At 39.8% G+C, this 17,018-nt stretch carries 18 protein-coding genes and 1 pseudogene; 5 read left to right on the top strand and 14 right to left on the bottom strand.

Annotation, left to right across the window (positions count from 1 at the left end):
• Window positions 1-347: 347 nt before the first annotated feature.
• A complete protein-coding gene (locus G6069_RS05010; protein ID WP_000468330.1) occupies window positions 348-578 on the bottom strand; it encodes an HP1242/YdcH family protein in 231 nt (76 codons plus the stop codon).
• A gap of 119 nt (window positions 579-697) precedes the next feature.
• Between G6069_RS05010 and alaS the strand changes: the two genes are divergently transcribed.
• From alaS to G6069_RS04995, 3 genes and pseudogenes are all read left to right on the top strand, one after another.
• A complete protein-coding gene (gene alaS / locus G6069_RS05005) occupies window positions 698-3,241 on the top strand; it encodes an alanine--tRNA ligase (RefSeq protein ID WP_197293567.1) in 2,544 nt (847 codons plus the stop codon).
• A 1-nt stretch (window position 3,242) separates the two neighbouring features.
• Entirely contained in the window at window positions 3,243-3,815 is a 573-nt protein-coding gene (gene maf, locus G6069_RS05000; protein ID WP_197293566.1) for a septum formation inhibitor Maf, read from the top strand.
• A 118-nt stretch (window positions 3,816-3,933) separates the two neighbouring features.
• Window positions 3,934-4,192: pseudogene (locus tag G6069_RS04995) on the top strand (hypothetical protein).
• A 79-nt stretch (window positions 4,193-4,271) separates the two neighbouring features.
• Here the strand turns inward: G6069_RS04995 and G6069_RS04990 are convergent.
• From G6069_RS04990 to G6069_RS04970, 5 genes are all read right to left on the bottom strand, one after another.
• Window positions 4,272-5,276 carry a formamidase gene (locus G6069_RS04990; protein WP_000534794.1) on the bottom strand — a complete coding sequence of 335 codons (1,005 nt, stop codon included), beginning with the start codon at window positions 5,274-5,276 and terminating at the stop codon, window positions 4,272-4,274.
• A gap of 165 nt (window positions 5,277-5,441) precedes the next feature.
• The gene (gene carA / locus G6069_RS04985) at window positions 5,442-6,569 is read right to left on the bottom strand and encodes a glutamine-hydrolyzing carbamoyl-phosphate synthase small subunit (protein WP_197293564.1); all 1,128 of its coding nucleotides are present in this window, start codon (window positions 6,567-6,569) and stop codon (window positions 5,442-5,444) included.
• The gene (locus G6069_RS04980; protein WP_001237418.1) at window positions 6,569-7,120 is read right to left on the bottom strand and encodes a DUF507 family protein; all 552 of its coding nucleotides are present in this window, start codon (window positions 7,118-7,120) and stop codon (window positions 6,569-6,571) included. Before G6069_RS04980 ends, carA begins: the two co-directional genes overlap by 1 nt.
• Before the next feature lie 78 nt (window positions 7,121-7,198).
• Entirely contained in the window at window positions 7,199-8,446 is a 1,248-nt protein-coding gene (locus G6069_RS04975) for a glycosyltransferase family 39 protein (RefSeq protein WP_197293563.1), read from the bottom strand.
• A 3-nt stretch (window positions 8,447-8,449) separates the two neighbouring features.
• Window positions 8,450-9,346, bottom strand: coding sequence for a DMT family transporter (locus G6069_RS04970; RefSeq protein WP_197293562.1), 897 nt, complete (start codon window positions 9,344-9,346; stop codon window positions 8,450-8,452).
• Window positions 9,347-9,691: 345 nt separating this feature from the next.
• On the opposite strand from G6069_RS04970, the gene G6069_RS04965 reads away from it, so the two are divergent.
• Window positions 9,692-10,153 carry an HP1233 family protein gene (locus G6069_RS04965; protein ID WP_000301268.1) on the top strand — a complete coding sequence of 154 codons (462 nt, stop codon included), beginning with the start codon at window positions 9,692-9,694 and terminating at the stop codon, window positions 10,151-10,153.
• Between the two features lie 92 nt (window positions 10,154-10,245).
• Here the strand turns inward: G6069_RS04965 and folP are convergent, their stop codons facing one another.
• The 6 genes from folP to G6069_RS04935 form a co-directional block, all read right to left on the bottom strand.
• Window positions 10,246-11,388 (bottom strand): dihydropteroate synthase, encoded by a 1,143-nt coding sequence (folP, locus tag G6069_RS04960; RefSeq protein ID WP_197293561.1) that lies wholly within the window; start codon window positions 11,386-11,388, stop codon window positions 10,246-10,248.
• Complete coding sequence (locus tag G6069_RS04955) at window positions 11,385-12,041, bottom strand: DNA polymerase III subunit delta' (protein ID WP_000793470.1); 657 nt, start codon at window positions 12,039-12,041, stop codon at window positions 11,385-11,387. The genes folP and G6069_RS04955 overlap by 4 nt, the downstream gene beginning before the upstream one ends.
• A complete protein-coding gene (gene hobA, locus G6069_RS04950) occupies window positions 12,038-12,580 on the bottom strand; it encodes a DNA replication regulator HobA (RefSeq protein WP_000788235.1) in 543 nt (180 codons plus the stop codon). Before hobA ends, G6069_RS04955 begins: the two co-directional genes overlap by 4 nt.
• Window positions 12,577-13,794 (bottom strand): aspartate kinase, encoded by a 1,218-nt coding sequence (locus G6069_RS04945; RefSeq protein WP_079373298.1) that lies wholly within the window; start codon window positions 13,792-13,794, stop codon window positions 12,577-12,579. Before G6069_RS04945 ends, hobA begins: the two co-directional genes overlap by 4 nt.
• Window position 13,795: 1 nt before the next feature.
• On the bottom strand, window positions 13,796-14,263 hold the full coding sequence (locus G6069_RS04940; protein WP_000902600.1) for an RNA pyrophosphohydrolase: 468 nt from the start codon (window positions 14,261-14,263) through the stop codon (window positions 13,796-13,798).
• A gap of 160 nt (window positions 14,264-14,423) precedes the next feature.
• A complete protein-coding gene (locus G6069_RS04935; protein ID WP_187943606.1) occupies window positions 14,424-14,714 on the bottom strand; it encodes a c-type cytochrome in 291 nt (96 codons plus the stop codon).
• A 96-nt stretch (window positions 14,715-14,810) separates the two neighbouring features.
• Here G6069_RS04935 and hemW point away from each other — a divergent pair, with 96 nt between their 5' ends.
• Window positions 14,811-15,848, top strand: coding sequence for a radical SAM family heme chaperone HemW (gene hemW / locus G6069_RS04930; RefSeq protein WP_197293560.1), 1,038 nt, complete (start codon window positions 14,811-14,813; stop codon window positions 15,846-15,848).
• A gap of 50 nt (window positions 15,849-15,898) precedes the next feature.
• Here hemW and crcB read toward each other — a convergent pair whose 3' ends face one another.
• Both crcB and G6069_RS04920 read right to left on the bottom strand, forming a co-directional pair.
• On the bottom strand, window positions 15,899-16,291 hold the full coding sequence (gene crcB / locus G6069_RS04925) for a fluoride efflux transporter CrcB (RefSeq protein WP_097709346.1): 393 nt from the start codon (window positions 16,289-16,291) through the stop codon (window positions 15,899-15,901).
• Window positions 16,292-16,337: 46 nt separating this feature from the next.
• The gene (locus G6069_RS04920; RefSeq protein ID WP_197293559.1) at window positions 16,338-17,018 is read right to left on the bottom strand and encodes a uroporphyrinogen-III synthase; all 681 of its coding nucleotides are present in this window, start codon (window positions 17,016-17,018) and stop codon (window positions 16,338-16,340) included.

Raw genomic sequence — 17,018 nt, 5'->3', positions numbered from 1 at the left:
TTAAAAAGCGCTTCTTTATATAGGGGGTTTAAGTTGGAGATTAAAAGGGGGAGAATGGTTTCAAATACTTCCTATCTTTTTAAGAGAATAAAATAAAACTCAATAAAATGAGTTTTATTATAAAATGAGAGCCAAAACGATAAAACTAAAGTTTTAAAAACCCATTTTTCAAAAATGTAAAGAACATTAAAAATTAATAAAGCTTATGGTGGGAATAAAGCTGAAAGCAACCTAATGCTTTAATCAAAATCAAAGCGTTAAGTTTAACTAATAAGTCTAACTAAGCGGTAAAGCGAAAACGCCCCTCAAAAAGCGTTTTAGCGTGTTTTCACAAAGATGACTAAACCTTAAGCACGCTCAGATTTTTGTTTTTCTCTATACTCTATGATCATGCTGTGGATTTCATCTTTTAATTTTAATTTTTGTTTTTTCATGTGGCTGACTTCAGCATCGCTAGCGTTTTGTTGTTCAGCGGTTTTGATGTCATCATCAAGCTGGTTGTGTTTTTCAAAAATCTTATCAAAATGCGGATTATTCGCTTTTAACACGCTGATTTCATCTCTAAATTCATGGAACATGGTTTTCTCCTTTAAGTTTGGATGTTTAAAGTATAATAAACTATCTTTTTAAAAAAACAACTTAAAAGAGCTATAAAATAGCCTTAAAATGCGCGATAAAACAACAAAAAGGAATACCCATGGATATTCGCAACGAATTTTTACAATTTTTCCACAATAAGGGGCATGCCGTTTATCCTAGCATGCCTTTAGTGCCTAATGACGCTACCTTGCTTTTCACTAATGCCGGTATGGTGCAATTTAAAGATATTTTTACCGGGATTGTGCCACGCCCTAGCATTCCTAGAGCGGCAAGTTCGCAATTGTGCATGCGAGCGGGTGGCAAGCATAACGATTTGGAAAATGTCGGTTATACCGCAAGACACCACACGCTTTTTGAAATGCTAGGGAATTTCTCTTTTGGGGATTATTTCAAAGAAGAAGCGATTTTGTTTGCGTGGGAATTTGTAACCAAAAATTTAGGGTTTAAGCCTAAAGATTTATATATCAGCGTGCATGAAAAAGACGATGAAGCCGTCAAGCTATGGGAAAAGTTTGTGCCTTTTGATAGGATTAAAAAAATGGGCGATAAAGATAATTTCTGGCAAATGGGCGATAGCGGGCCTTGCGGGCCTTGCAGTGAAATCTACATTGATCAGGGCGAAAAACACTTTAAGGGGAGCGAGGATTATTTTGGGGGCGAGGGCGATAGGTTTTTAGAAATTTGGAATTTGGTGTTCATGCAATACGAACGCTCTAATGATGGCGTTTTGTCCCCCTTGCCAAAGCCTAGCATTGATACAGGCATGGGATTAGAAAGGGTGCAAGCATTATTAGAACACAAGCTCAATAATTTTGATTCTTCATTATTTGCACCCTTAATGGAAGAAATCAGTGAGCTTACAAGCCTGGATTATGCGAGCGATTTCCAACCAAGTTTTAGGGTGGTGGCCGATCACGCAAGGGCGGTAGCGTTTTTGCTCGCTCAAGGGGTGCATTTCAATAAGGAAGGCCGTGGTTATGTTTTAAGGCGCATTTTAAGGCGAGCCTTAAGGCATGGGTATTTAATGGGCTTGAAAGAAGCGTTTTTATACAAAGTCGTGGGCGTGGTGTGCGAGCAATTTTCTAACACGCATGCGTATTTGAAAGAATCTAAAGAAATGGTAATGAAAGAATGCTGTGAAGAAGAAGAGCGCTTTTTAGAGACTTTGGAATCGGGCATGGAATTGTTTAACTTGTCTTTAACGCATTTGAATGAAAATAAAATCTTTGATGGCAAGATCGCTTTCAAGCTTTATGACACTTTTGGTTTCCCTTTAGACTTGACAAACGACATGTTAAGAAGTCATGGGGCGTGCGTGGATATGCAAGGCTTTGAAAATTGCATGCAAGAGCAAGTGAAACGCTCTAAAGCTTCATGGAAAGGCAAACAAAACAACGCTGATTTTAGCGCTATTTTAAACGCTTATGCGCCTAATGTTTTTGTGGGGTATGAAACGACGGAATGTTCTGCTAAAGTTTTAGGGTTTTTTGATAGCGATTTTAAAGAAATAACAGAAGCAAACCCTAACCAAGAAGTCTGGGTGTTGCTAGAAAAAACCCCTTTTTATGCAGAAGGTGGGGGGGCTATAGGCGATAGGGGCACGCTTTTAAAAGACAATGAAGAAGCGGCTTTGGTGCTAGATACAAAAAACTTTTTTGGGCTTAATTTTTCGCTTCTTGAAATCAAAAAAGCGCTAAAAAAAGGCGATCAAGTGATCGCGCAAGTGAGCGATGAACGCTTTGAAATCGCCAAACACCACAGCGCGACGCATTTATTGCAGAGCGCTTTAAGAGAAGTTTTAGGCTCGCATGTGAGTCAAGCAGGGAGTTTAGTGGAATCCAAACGATTGCGCTTTGACTTTTCGCATGCTAAAGCGCTCAATGATGAAGAGTTAGAAAAAGTAGAAGATTTAATCAATGCTCAAATTTTCAAGCACCTAACTAGCCAGGTGGAGCATATGCCCTTAAATCAGGCCAAAGATAAGGGAGCGTTAGCGTTATTTAGTGAAAAATACGCTGAAAATGTGCGGGTGGTGAGCTTTAAAGAAGCGTCCATTGAATTGTGTGGGGGCATTCATGTGGAAAATACCGGGCTGATTGGGGGGTTTAGGATTGTAAAAGAGAGCGGGGTGAGTAGTGGGGTCAGACGCATTGAAGCGGTGTGTGGGAAAGCCTTTTACCAACTGGCTAAAGAAGAGAATAAAGAGCTTAAAAACGCTAAGACTTTATTGAAAAATAACGATGTGATAGCCGGCATTAACAAGCTTAAAGAGAGCGTGAAAAACAGCCAAAAAGCCCCCGTTTCTATGGATTTACCGGTTGAAAAAATCCATGGCGTGAATTTAGTGGTAGGCGTAGTGGAACAAGGCGACATTAAAGAAATGATTGATCGATTGAAAAGTAAGCATGAAAGATTGCTCGCTATGGTGTTTAAAAAAGAAAATGAGCGAATAACTCTCGCATGCGGGGTGAAAAACGCGCCCATAAAAGCGAATGTGTGGGCTAATGAAGTGGCGCAAATTTTAGGGGGCAAAGGGGGCGGAAGAGGCGATTTTGCGAGCGCTGGAGGCAAGGATATTGAAAATTTGCAAGCCGCGCTCAGTTTGGCGAAAAATACCGCTCTTAAAGCTTTAGAGGGATAGCATGGAGCTTATTTTAGGCTCTCAATCTGGCGCTAGGGCGAATCTTTTAAAAGAGCATGGGATTAGGTTTGAACAAAAAGCGCTCTATTTTGATGAAGAAAGCCTAAAAACCACAGACCCTAGGGAGTTTGTCTATTTAGCGTGCAAGGGGAAATTAGAAAAAGCTAAAGAATTGCTCGCAAACAACCGCGCTATCGTGGTGGCTGATAGCGTGGTGAGCGTGGGTAATCGCATGCAACGAAAAGCTAAAAACAGACAAGAAGCCCTTGAATTTTTAAAACTCCAAAATGGCAATGAAATAGAGGTTTTAACCTGCTCTGCATTGATTTCTCCCGAACTAGAATGGCTGGATCTATCGGTTTTTAGAGCGCGTTTAAAGGCGTTTGATTGGAATGAAATAGAAAAATATTTAGAGAGCGGTTTGTGGCGAGAAAGTGCAGGCTGTGTGCGGTTAGAAGACTTTCATAGGCTCTATATTAAAAGCTCAAGCAAGAATTTAAGCGTGGGGTTGGGGCTGAATGTGGAAGGCTTGTTAGGGGCGCTAAAATTAGGGGCTAAAATTGCATCGTTATAAACGCTATTGTTTTATAAATATTAAAACACTATCCACTGACTGATAAACCCCCTTGACAAACAAAAAAAAAAAAACGATATAATACAACATTTGATGTTTAAGGAGTTGTCATGGGGTCTTGGTCTCGTATTCTTTTATCAATCTTGGTGGTGGTTTTGGGATTAGCGCTTACTGCCATGCTCATAAATTGGCATGTTTAGCGGGAATGATCTATTGTGGCTATGGCATTATTACAGATTTTAACGCTCTATCAGCCGCAATGTGGTGGTGGTCTTTATCAAAAATAACATGGTTTTTGCATAGGCTATGCGCTTTTTTGGTCGCTTGTGCTTATTATGGGTTGTCTTACATGCTCTACAATAGAAGACTATTCGTAAAAATTGATTGAAAAAATTAAAATAGGGGAAAAACCAGAACCTTTAAAAACAGGTTCTAGCAAAAATACAAGGTTAGGGATTATTTCCCAAAACGCCCACCGGTGGTAGGGTAGCCATAAATAGAGCCATCTTTGATTTTCATGTGATCTTCCCAAGGCAATTTGTATTTGCCAGCGGCTAAGTCTTTGATATAGGTTAAGCCTGCGTCATGTTCTCCGCCCGGCTTAGCCACATACCCTCTATGGCCTAGGTTGTAAATGTTGTTTTCTAAGCCCCAGCTTAAGCGGGCGTTATCTGCCATTTTAGGATAGATTTCCCCGGTTACAATTTCCCAAGGGTTGCGATGCCCTTGAACGAGAGTCGTGCCATCAAAGTTACAGATTTGCCCCTCACCAAAGTAGTAAAAGACATTGTCATAGCCGGCTAAATTCACGCTCACGGTATACATCAAATTGTGCCACGCGTTGGAGCGGTTGGTCAAAATCCACTGATCATTGACTTGAGTGCTATAGCCTGAAATGCGGATATACACATTGCACCCTTTATAGGCTGCTTCTCTAGCGAGCTCTGGAATCATGCCGTCATGGCAAATGCACACGGCTAATTTTGATCCGCCCGGACCCTCGCACACAGGCATTCCTAAATCCCCAGGATACCATGGTTCAATGGGATTCCATGGGAATAGTTTGCGGTATTTTAAAATGATTTCACCTTGCGGATTGATGATAATGGCGGTGTTGTAGGGGTTTTTGTTAGAATCAGGATTGCGTTCCATGATTGAAAAAACACCATAAACTTTCGCCTCTTTACACGCTTGAGCGTATAACTCTGTCTCTTTACCCGGGACATCTAATAAAAACTCTTCGCTAAGCCACTTAGCGGTATTCAAACCTTGCGTGCTATACTCAGGGAAAATGATAAGTTCCACTCCCGGATACCCCGCTTTAGTCGCATGCAAGGTTCTGATAATGCTTTCAATATTGTGATCAATATCCTTACGGCTATTGACAATTGGCACAGGAAACTGAATGGCTGCCACTAAAAACCCTTCAATAGGTTTGCCCATACTACCGATACTTCCCATAATAACTCCTTCTAAAAGTTTTGTCGCAATAACAATAATAATTATTGCGAGAGAATGCTATTGCAAGAGAACTAATTTAGAGTAAATGTGAGATTTTTTGATAAAAAGATTTAAATCTATTTTTAAAGCACTTTTCAGCCTCTATAAGCGCTGTTTTAAAAACCCCTAAAAATCCTTTAACAATTCCACAAATTCTTTAAAAATATAATGGCTCTCTTTGGGACCTGGGCTGCTTTCTGGGTGGTGTTGGACAGAAATAATGGGAGCGTTTTTATAGCGCACGCCCTCAATGGTGTTGTCAAAAAGATTGCGGTGCGTGATGATAGCGATTTCTTCAATTTCTTCAGGGACGCAATAGTTGTGGTTTTGTGCGGTGATTTCAACGGCGTTTGTTTTTAGGTTTTTAACGGGGTGGTTGCTCCCATGATGGCCAAATTTGAGCTTGTAAGTAGGGTAGCCTTGCGCGATAGAGAGCAATTGATGCCCTAAGCAAATGCCAAACATGGGGATTTTAGCGTTAATGAGTCGCTTGATTTCTCCAATTTCTTGCCGCAAGCTCAAAGGATCGCCTGGCCCATTAGAAAGAAAAATACCGCTAATTTCTTTTTTTTCATAGGCTTTAATCAGATCGCTAGCCTTAGTGTGGTGCGGGTAAATAAGGGCTTTTAACCCCACATTTTGAAGCTCGTTTAAAATGTTGCCCTTAGCCCCAAAATCTAACACAGCGATAATTTTATGAGAGGTTTTTTCATCAAAAGGCTTGTAATCTAGGGTTTTGAAATCAAAAGTAGCGTGCTGGTGCGTGATGATTTTTGGCGTAGAAACGCTAGACACTAGGGGGGAATGAGAGATTCTAGGGGCGTTTTTTAAAATTTCTTCAAGCTTGTTTCTGTCATGCTCTATTGTGGAAGCGACCATCATCAAGCACCCATAATGGCGTAAGGTTTTAATCAAACTCCTAGTATCAACGCCACAAATCCCTAAAACGCCACGCTCTTTCAAATAAAGGCTCAAGCTAAAATCCGCCCTTGAGTTAGAAAAAAATTCGTTGTAATGGCGCGCTAAAACCCCTGCGCATGAAAAAAAGGATTCATCATCTTTAGAATTAGCGCCCACAACCCCAATTTCAGGCATGCTAAAAACCACGAATTGCCCCTTATAGCTAGGGTCGCTAATGACTTCTTGATAGCCGCTCATAGAAGTGTTAAAAACAAGCTCGCCCACTTGCGTGCCGCTAGCCCCAAAACTTTGCGCTTGCAAAAAAAGCCCGTTTTCTAAATAGAGAGAGACCATTATAAAAAGCCTTTGCGCCTTAATTCTTCTTCATAGAGCCTTTCAAACACCAACTCGTATTCATCGCTCCCTACGGGGAGTTTGCGTTTGTAATGCTTGATTTTTTCATGCACTTCATTTTCAATGCTTTCATACGCTTTAGAATAGGTGTCAATGGATTTGTAAATCAAGTTTCTTATCAAATTCTCTGACACGCTAAACATGATCAAATCTTCATCTAAGATTTTATTCAAAATCTGGTGCGATAAATCGTTACACCTTTCCTCCCAAAACAAATGGAAGCCCTCTTTTTGAGCGATCTGTCTTTTAATCATCCAAAAAAGCTGCCTTTCATCCATCCGCATGAATTCTATCTCATCGGTGTTTTCTTCTAAAAGCTCTCTGGCTTGCTCATCTATGGCGTTTTCTTTTTTAACGCTTTTTTCCAAAATCCCTTCTATCAATTCGCACAATAATTCTCTAGGGGCTTTTAATTCTAATAGTTTTGAATGGATAAAGTCGTTAGCAATCTTATGGCTTATATGGTTTATATGGGTTAGTTTGAGTCTCATGATTTTTCTCGCATATTTTATTTATTTTTAGAGTGTATTTTATCGTTTTTTAGATAAAACGCTTTTTAAAGAATTAATTTAATGACGCACCAAACTATAGGATTGTAGAATTTTATCAGCGTAGATGATTGTAATATCAGGGCGTTTTTTAGAAATTTTAGTGTTAATCAGTCTTAACCTCCCCCCTTCTTTAATGCCATAGAATTGGAGTCTTAAAGCGAGTTGTTTATCGTTAGTGCGGATTTGATGGATGCCCCTTAATTGCAAGGCTGTAGCGACTTCTTTGGCTAAGAAATGCCGGTTTAATAATTTTTCATTAGCTCCAGAAATCTTACTCCCCCATAAAAAAAGCGTTTCAGTGAGCATTAAAAGATACAGACTGAAAACGCGCAAATAATACTGCCCCCTAAATTCCTTTAAACGCACCCTAAGGCTATTCAAAACGCTTTTAATGAACAAGGGTAAGCCGATTAACGCTAAGGGGGCGAAAGTTCTTAAATCTATCTCTTGGCGCATGCTCAAAAGCAAAGGGAAAAGCCAGCCGCTCGCGCTCATAAAGGCTAGTAACGATGGCTTTTTATCCAAAAGGGCTTTATAGAGCGTATAAGGGTAGTAGAGGAACAATAAGGGCGAATACAAAAGCATGAGTTCTAAGCATGTGTCTATAAAATACCCGCTAGGCAAGCCCTTATTAAAATCCCCACTAAAAAGAGCGATATTCACGCCTAAACCCACCAAAGCAAAGATCGCGCTCTTAAAATAGCGTTTTCTTAAAGCGTAGGCAAAAACCCCTAGTAAAAGCGGGATGAACGCACCGTCTAAAAACGCGCAAGCGATAAGGATCAAATAAGGGATTTTTTGGGTTTTGATATACAAATAGCTAATCAAAAGCCCAAGGCTTAACACCAGCACGCTTTTAGCTAGTAAAATCGCAAAGAGATTCACCCCAGGCAATAAAGCGTAAGTCAATACCACATAAAGAGCGTCTTTAGGCTTTTTTAAAATCTTTCGCCCTATGATGTAGAATAAAAACATGTTGATGACGTGAGCGATCAAAAAAGGCAATCTCAAAGCCAAATCGTTTTGGCCTAAAATGGCGGTGCTTTTTTGAGCGATTTGAACAAACCATGCGTTGCTATAAAAAAAGTCTTTCGCTTCATTGTAACTGATAGAAATTTCTTCGCTCATCAACAGCCCCAAAGCTAGGACTAAAAAAGCCATGACAATAAAAATTAAATCGCTTAAATCAAAGCTCCTTGTTTTTTTTTCCGGATAAATAAAATAGCGGAAATATAACAGAGCGCTTTGTAGGGGGCTTAGTTGCATGACTTAAATTTTTTTTAATTCTTTTAAAAGAGCGGGCAAAGCAATGAGTAAGCCTGAACACAAGATCAAAGCCACCCCCAAAGAGCTTTTAAGATCCAAAAATGTATCGCCTAAATACAGCCCGAACAATAGCCCCCAAACAATGCGGGTGTATTCAATGGGGGCGATGATCCCAGCGGGCGCGTTCATGTAAGCATAAGTTAAGAAATACTGCCCTAAAGTCCCGCTAATCCCTATTAAAGAAATCCATAAAATATCCTCTTTTCTAGGGATATGAATGCCTGTGGATAAAAAAGGAATATCAACAAACATGCCCGCTAACCCAAGAAGGCTCATGCCAAAGGCGAACGCTAAAATCACGGCCTGCTTGTCGTAATATTCCCTCAAATCCCTTAAAGTGATATACGCTAAAGACACAAAGATCCCGCTCAATATTCCCATAATAATTTCAACTAGTCCTACATTTTCCACGCTAGGATCGGAGATCAACACCACCCCCACTAGCCCAATGCATGCAGAAATTAACGCGCTTCTTTTGAGCTTTTCTTTCAAAAGCAAAGGGGAAAGGAGTACCGTATAAATGGGCGCGCATTGCGAGAAAGCCGTCGCTGTGGCGAGCGAAATTTTTTCAATATTATAAAAAAACGCTAGCATGGCTAAGCCCCCCACAACGACCCTAAAGGCGAGTTTTTTAAAACCGCCTTGTTTGTAACTCTTCAAGCGGTAGGGTTTGAAAGGATAAATAAGCAAGAGCAAAAGCGTCATGGTAATGGAGCGGTAAAACACATTTTCCATAGGGGAAAAATAATCCGCTGTGATTTTAACAAACGCGCTCATGATCCCAAAGCATAAATTCGCCAAGAGTATCATTGAAACGCCAAATAAAATGGTATTGCGCATGCTTTTTACCCATCAATAAAGATTTTTAGGGTAGTTTAACCTAAAATCTCTAATTAAGGATTAAAGTTTTTAAGCCCTAAAAGCATAAAAGTTGCATTGATTGATAAAATCATGGTATAACAATGCTCTAGGAGTTTTACCTTTTGTTTATCCATTTAAGCTCCTTATAGAAATATGAAAACACAAAAAACACGAATCCTTTTTGAAAATAAACTCCTAGACCCTTTTTAAAGGGTTTGAATGCCACCATTAGAAAACTCTTTTAAGCTTTTTAAATTTTATGAGTCTCATTAGGGAATGGATTTTGCTTAACATTAGCGTAAAATCCAATTTTAGGAAATTCACATGGCTGTTTCTTCTATCAATCAGTTTGATTCTAACCTCTATGGGCTTTTAAACGCTAAAAGCGCTCCTAAAGAAGACCTAGCTCCTATTGAAGGCGCAGAAAAAATAGAGCGAGAAAAAAAGGACGCTCCAACAGAAAACCTCCCCTTTAACCCTGACAAGCGAGAGACTTACGGCTTTTTGGTGTTAGAATTGATGAGCGATAGAGAGTATGAGGCTTTTTTAAGGGCTACGGCCGGAATGGATGAGAGCCAAAAACGCCTTGCCGCCCAGTCGCTTTATAGCTTGACGGATTTTTATAACGGGAAATTCTCTAAAGAAGTGGAAAGCGCCCCCAAGCAACCGGTGAATGGCTTGCACAAAAAAGCCTTTCAAACCTTTAACGCCACCAACCATAACGCTTTTTTGCAACGCTACCAAAACGCTTACAACAACCCTTCGTCTATGGATGTGGTTCTTTGAATGCTAGGGCTAAATGGGGCATTAATCATCAAAAACGCTTTTGAGCGTTTTTTATCACCAACACTCAGCAGGATCAAAACCAAAAATTGGGTTCAATCCGCTTCTTCCAAACTCTTAAACACCTTGATTAAATCTATATGCTCATCAATATCATGCACTCTTAAAATACTCGCCCCATTTTGCAACGCCATTAAATGCAAACTCAAAGTGCCAGCGAGCCGGTTTTGAACTTCACGCCCGGTGATAAGCCCGATCGTGTTTTTACGACTCGCTCCCACCAATAAGGGTTTTTTGAATTTGAGGAAGTGGCTTAAATGCTTGATTAAGGCTAAATTATGCTCTTTTAATTTAGCGAATCCAAACCCAATATCTAAAATAATATCTTGTAATGCGTATTTTTCTAAAACCTCTAATTTTTCCTTAAAGAAGCGATCCATTTCATCAAATAAATTGTGGTAAAAAACATTTTCTTGCATGTCTTTGGGGGTTTTTTGAGCGTGCATTAAAATGCAAGTAGGCTTGTAATCTTTTGCGACTTCTAGCATTTCAATGCTATTAAAACCGCTCACATCATTAAGGATAGAAAAATAATGCTCTAAAGCCATTTGGGCGGTTGTGGCATGGTAGGTGTCTATGCTGAATTGAGCGCATTGGTAGAGTTTTTGGGATTTGATTTCTAATAAAATTTCTTTTAAGCGATCTTGCTCTATTTTTGGATCAATGATTTCACTCTGCGGTCTTGAACTGGCCGCGCCTATATCAATGAGCGTGATACCCTTTTCTAGCAATTGGTAGATTTCTTCAAGCGCTTTTTTACTATCAAACTGGCTCTTTTCATAGAAGCTATCCGGCGTGAGATTCAAGATTGCCATGATCTGTGGGGCGTTAGGCTTTTTAGCTTTGAGGTGGCTTTTTAATTCTTGCGCTAAATGTTTAAGCCCAAAGGGTTGGGAATGGCACTTAACAATAAGGCGTTCTAATTGCTTAGCGCTCACAATCAGCACCCCATCATAAAAAGGCTCTTTAGCTAAAATACAATCTCTTGGCGTGGCAAAATCGCCCCCAACGCTTATGGCCTCTTGCTTTAAAATGAGCGCAGCGCTTAAGGGCAGGTGTTGGATTTCAAAAACAAAGCTAACGCCTTTTTGGTGCATATGGTTTTGTGCGATCTTTTCTGGGCCTATTTTTTGCAGAGCGTTTTTGAGCGCATCAGGGTTAAGGCGTTTTACAATCATGGCGTTTTCTTTTTGGATAAAAGGCTTAAAAGTAGGGGTAAAAGATTGTAGCTGAGTTTGTAATAAGAGCTGTTAGACTTGATCGCTAAATCAAAGGCTTGCAATTCTTGCTCGTTTAAGGGGATCTTATGTCTGTTAACGCTCTCTAACAGGCTTTCAATTTTTTCCCTCTGATTTTCTCTGGAATCAAAATTTTCTTTGTCTAAATTTTTTAAAAACGCATAAATATCTTTCAAATCCAGCCTTGATAAATCCAAATCTAAAGGTTTTAGGGGGATTTTCTGGCGCTTGTCTTCTTTGATCAGGCGGGATTTAATGGTGGCTAAAACATGGTTTGGGCTTTTAGCAAACATGATAAAACAAACGTTATTCGGGGGTTCTTCTAAGATTTTTAAGAGCGCGTTTTGGGCTTCTATACCATAACTGGGAGCGGCGATTAAAAAGGCGTTCAGTTCGCTGTGTTTGAGATGGGCTTTGGATAGGACTTCTTTAGCATGCTCAATTTTAAAATCCTTATTAAAAGTTTTGATCACTTTTTTGTCTTTTTCAATAATCTCCGTGTAGAATTTAATGTGGTGTTCAAAAAGGCTTGCGGTCTCTTCTAGGCTCTCTTCAAGATTGTCTGTATAAATAAGGCGGTTGAGGTTTTTCACAAAGTAACCTTATTGTATAGCACGCTAAAAAGAGCGTTTTCAAAGAGTTTGAAGAGTTGCAATAATTTATAATCTAACAAACTATCATGCTCTTTTAAAAGCAAGCAATCTTCTTTAAGCTCTTCAAAAAGCCATAAAAAACTAGGGATTTTACTCAATAGTAAGGTTTTCAAGCCTTCATTTTCAATTTTCCCAACATGCCAAAACATGGGGTTTTGATAAGTCATCTCTATGGTGGCTAGAGAGAGATTCGCATCGTTTTTGGGGTAGAAAGAAGAAGCGTTAAAATCAATGACGGACAATAAGGGGCGCTCTTTTAAATCTTTAGGGTTTAAGTTAGAAAGAATGTAATTTAAAAACCAGTGTCTAGAAGAATCCGCGCTCACTAACAGCGATCCGCCATTAAGCACATGCGAGATGGTTTGCGCGATGAGTTTGGCATAACTTGATCGTTCTAATTCCAACCACCCGCTTTGCTGGGCGATAAATTCCCCCTGATCACGCACAAATTCCTTGATCCAGTCGTAGAAATTTTTCATTGATCTAATTGATACACCGCATGCAAAGTTCTAACGGCTAATTCAGCGTATTTAATGTCAATCAAAACCGAAATTTTAATCTCGCTTGTAGAAATCATCATGATATTGATATTGTCTTTGGCTAGGGCTTTAAAAGCGATACTCGCTACCCCAGAATGCGACTTCATGCCCACGCCCACTATGGAAACTTTAGCGATATTTTCATCATAATCAATGGAATCCATTTGCACTAAAAAAGGCTTTAAGGCTTGCTTGGTTTCTTCTATTTGGGTTTTAACGATCGTAAAATCCAAATCGGTTTTGCCGTCTCTGCCGATCGTTTGGACTATCATATCCACGTTAATGCGATACTCCGCTAAAGCGCCAAAGATTTCAGCGGCAATGCCAGGCCGATCTTCCACGCCCTCCATGCTCACACGAGCCTGATTCTTATCCAATGCGATCCCACTCACTATAGGGGTTTCCATGCGTTCTCCTTTAAAGTCTTTTTCAGCGACAATGAGCGTGCCTTCGCTATGGTTAAACGAATTGCGAGTCACTAACTTCACGCTGAGTTTTTTGGCTAATTCCACCGAGCGGTTTAATAAAACTTTAGCCCCCATAGAAGCCAGTTCAAGCATTTCATCATAGCTGATTTGCGCGATTTTTTGAGCCTTTTCTTCAATGCGCGGATCGGTGGTATAAACGCCATCCACATCCGTATAGATTTCGCACAGATCCGCTTTTAAAGCCCCGGCCAAAGCGACCGCGCTCAAATCGCTCCCCCCACGCCCTAAAGTCGTTGTTTCACCTTGAATATCAGCGCCTTGAAACCCAGCGATCACCACAATGTAGTTTTTCTCTAAAAGCCCTGTGATGCGTTGGGTGTCAATGGATTGGATCACAGCGTTTTGAAAATGCGAGCTGGTTAAAATGCCCGCTTCTTTCCCGCTCAAGGAAATAGCTCTATGCCCATACCTCTCTAACGCCATGCTCAAAGCCGCGCTTGAAATCCATTCCCCAGCACTCACAATCCTATCCATTTCCCGCTTATTAGGGTTATGGCTAAAATTCTTGCCAAATTCTAAAAGCCTATCGGTTTCGCCGCTCATCGCTGAAACCACCACCACCACCTGATGCCCTAATTTAACGCTTTCTAAAACCCTTTGAGCGACATTGTGGATCCTTTCTATGCTGCCCATGCTCGTGCCGCCGTATTTTTGAACGATTAACACCCTATAAATACCCCTCTCTTTTGAAATAAGCAATGACTTGGCGGTACACTTGGCGTTTGAAAGGAACGATTTTTTTAAGCAAATCCTTAAGATGGATGAATCGATAAGCCCTAAATTCTGGCGTGTGTTTGTTCAAATCAATGTTGTTCGCATGCTTTAGGCGCACTAAAAAATAGCGTTGCTTTTGCCCATCAAACGAATAGAATTTATGCTCCATATTGCTTGGGAAATCATAGGCGATCCATCTAGGGTATTGCGCCAAAATCTCTATTTCATTCGTGCCAATTTCTTCTAGTAATTCTCTATAAAGCGCTTCTAAAGGGGTTTCTCCCTCATCAATGCCCCCTTGGGGGAACTGCCACGCCCCTTCAATATCTATGCGCTCAGCGATAAAAACTTCGCATGTATTAGGGTAGTCTGGCGACATGATAATGGCCGCAACGTTAGGACGATATTTTTTATGTAGCATAGGTCTTTATTTTAGCTCTTTCTTGTTTGATTAAGATGGTATTATAGTGTATGCTGGCTTTAAGTAGGGTTAAGAATGCCATTAAAATCAAAAATTAAGAAAAAAGGGCTTGAAACCCATTTTAATAGCGCCCAAATAACGCTATTAAAATTAAGAGGGTTTATTTGAGAGTGGGGATGTATTTGGCTAAAGCTTTGATGTCTTCATCGCTTAATTTTTTAGCTTGCGCGGTCATGACAGGATTCTTATTAGCACCGCTTTTGAAATCCATAAGATCTTTTTCAATTTCTGCTTCAGTCATCATGTTGACGATTTTGCTTTTACCTAAAGCTTTCTTTTCAAATTTAACCCCATGGCAAGCGGCACAACCTTTTACAAGAGCTTTAACATCGGTTGCCATTAAGTTGTTTGCGAACGCTAAAACGCCTAAAGCCATAATAACCTTTTTCATCGTTTGTCTCCTCTACTTATCAAAATGATCTTAAAATGATACAATTACAAGTTTAAGTTTTGCTTAAAAAATAAAATGAAAATGGGAGAAATAAATATGATTTTATACATTCATATCCCCTTTTGTGAAAATAAATGCGGTTATTGCGCTTTCAATTCCTATGAAAACAAGCATGGGTTAAAAGAAGAATACACGCAAGCGTTATGCCTGGATTTAAAGCATGCCTTAAGCCAAACTGACGAACCAATTGAAAGTATTTTTATTGGCGGCGGTACGCCTAACACTTTAAGCGTGAAGGCTTTTGAAAGGATTTTTGAAAGCATTTATCGCAATGCGCGCTTGAGCTTGGATTGTGAGATCACCACTGAAGCTAACCCTGAATTGATTTCTAAAGCTTGGTGTCAAGGCTTAAAAGATTTAGGGATCAACCGTTTGAGTTTAGGGGTGCAAAGTTTTAGGGAAGATAAATTGTTGTTTTTAGAGCGCCAACATTCCAAAAATATCGCCCCCGTGATAGAAACTATTTTAAAAAGCGGGATTGAAAATATCAGCATTGATTTGATTTATAACACCCCATTAGACAATGAAAACTCCTTAAAAGAAGAATTAAAGCTCGCTAAAGAACTCCCTATCAACCACTTGAGCGCTTACGCTTTGAGTATTGAAAAAAACACGAATTTAGAAAAAAACGCCAAAAAACCCTCATGCGTGAATTTTGACAATGTGGTGAGAGAGATTTTAGAGGGCTTTTCTTTCAAGCAATACGAAGTGTCTAATTACGCTAGAAATTATCAAGTCAAGCACAACTTAGCTTACTGGGGGGCTAAAGATTATTTAGGGTGTGGGGCTGGGGCTGTAGGCTGCGTGGCGAATGAGCGTTTTTTTGCAAAAAAACTCATAGAAAACTACATCAAAGACCCCTTAAAACGCCAAGTTGAGACGCTTAATAAACAAGACAAGTGCTTAGAAAAGCTGTTTTTAGGCTTAAGGTGTGAATTGGGGGTTGAGCTTAGTTTGTTAGATGGAAATAAAGTAAAGTTTTTGATTGAAGAAAATAAGGCTTTCATTAAAGATAACCGATTGATAGCGAGCGATTTTTTCATGGCCGATGAAATAGCTTTGTGGCTGTTGTGATTGTAGGCTCTGCTTTAATCAAGCGTTAATAAAACGCTAGAAAGCGTTTTTTAATGAATGCCTACAAAATTTTTAGCCAAAAACCAACCGATAGCCACCCCAATAAGCCCTAAAAGGTTAGTGCCTAAGACATAAGAAATGGCTTCAAGGTATTGGGATTTTTGCAAGAGTTTTAAAGTGTCTAATCCATAAGAAGAAAAGGTTGTAAAACCCCCTAAAACCCCGGTTACAAAGAAAATCCCAAAATCATCACCAAAAACTTTTTTGGCGGCCAAATGCCCCATAAAGCCGATGACAAAACACCCTATGAGATTCACGCTAAAAGTCCCTAAAGGGAAACTTTCAAACATTAAAAATTTACTGGGCATTATTTTGCCCACAAAATACCTCAACGAACTCCCTATAGCCCCCCCTAAAGCGGCCCATAAAAAGACAAGATTCATGTATCATCCTTTAAAAATCAATGGAGAGCATTATAATAAGATATTTTTAATATTCCTTAACCCTCAAATTTAAAGCCAGTTCTAAACACGCTTCTAAGGAAGGCTTTTTAGCAATATAGCTTGGAATGCCTCGCTCTTGTAGGTAAGAAGCGGTCGTGTTGCCAATGCTGATAGCGGTGTAATTTTCTAAAAATTCAAAATAGTGCAAAAAGGCTTTTGCGTGGCTTATAGCGGTGAAAATGAGAACGCTCTTTTCTTTGGGCTTTAGGGCGTTTTGTTCGCTTAAGGTCAAATGTTTGAGCTTGTTTTCATAAACAACGGCTTGTTGGAAATTGATGCCATGCTTTAAAAGAATGGTGTCTAAAGAAGAGGCAATTTCTTTTGCCCTGAGATACAAAACGCTTTTTTTTTCCAATAAAGGAAGGATTTCTTTGGCGAACTCCTTGCCATGGGCTTTTTCCCCTATAAAGGCGACTTTAAAATGGTGATCTTGTAGAGTTTTGGCGGTGGGTTCGCTCAAAGCGTAAGCAGGAATGTTTTGTAACGTTTTGAGTTTGGGGCTGTTTTTTAGGGTTTCTAGCAAGGAAAACACCGCATTTTTAGAAGTGAAAATCAGGGCGTTAAAAGGGGTTAAATCCAATTCTAAGGGATAGTAGCGCAATTCGTTTAAAATGAGAGTCTTATAAGGGGCGATTCTTTGAGAATGCACCCATACAATCTCCCTCAT

The organism is Helicobacter pylori, from assembly GCF_017594925.1.
GTDB lineage: Bacteria > Campylobacterota > Campylobacteria > Campylobacterales > Helicobacteraceae > Helicobacter > Helicobacter pylori_DP.
The sequence above is the reverse complement of the archived record's forward strand: the minus strand, read 5'-3'. Positions and strand labels throughout refer to the sequence as shown.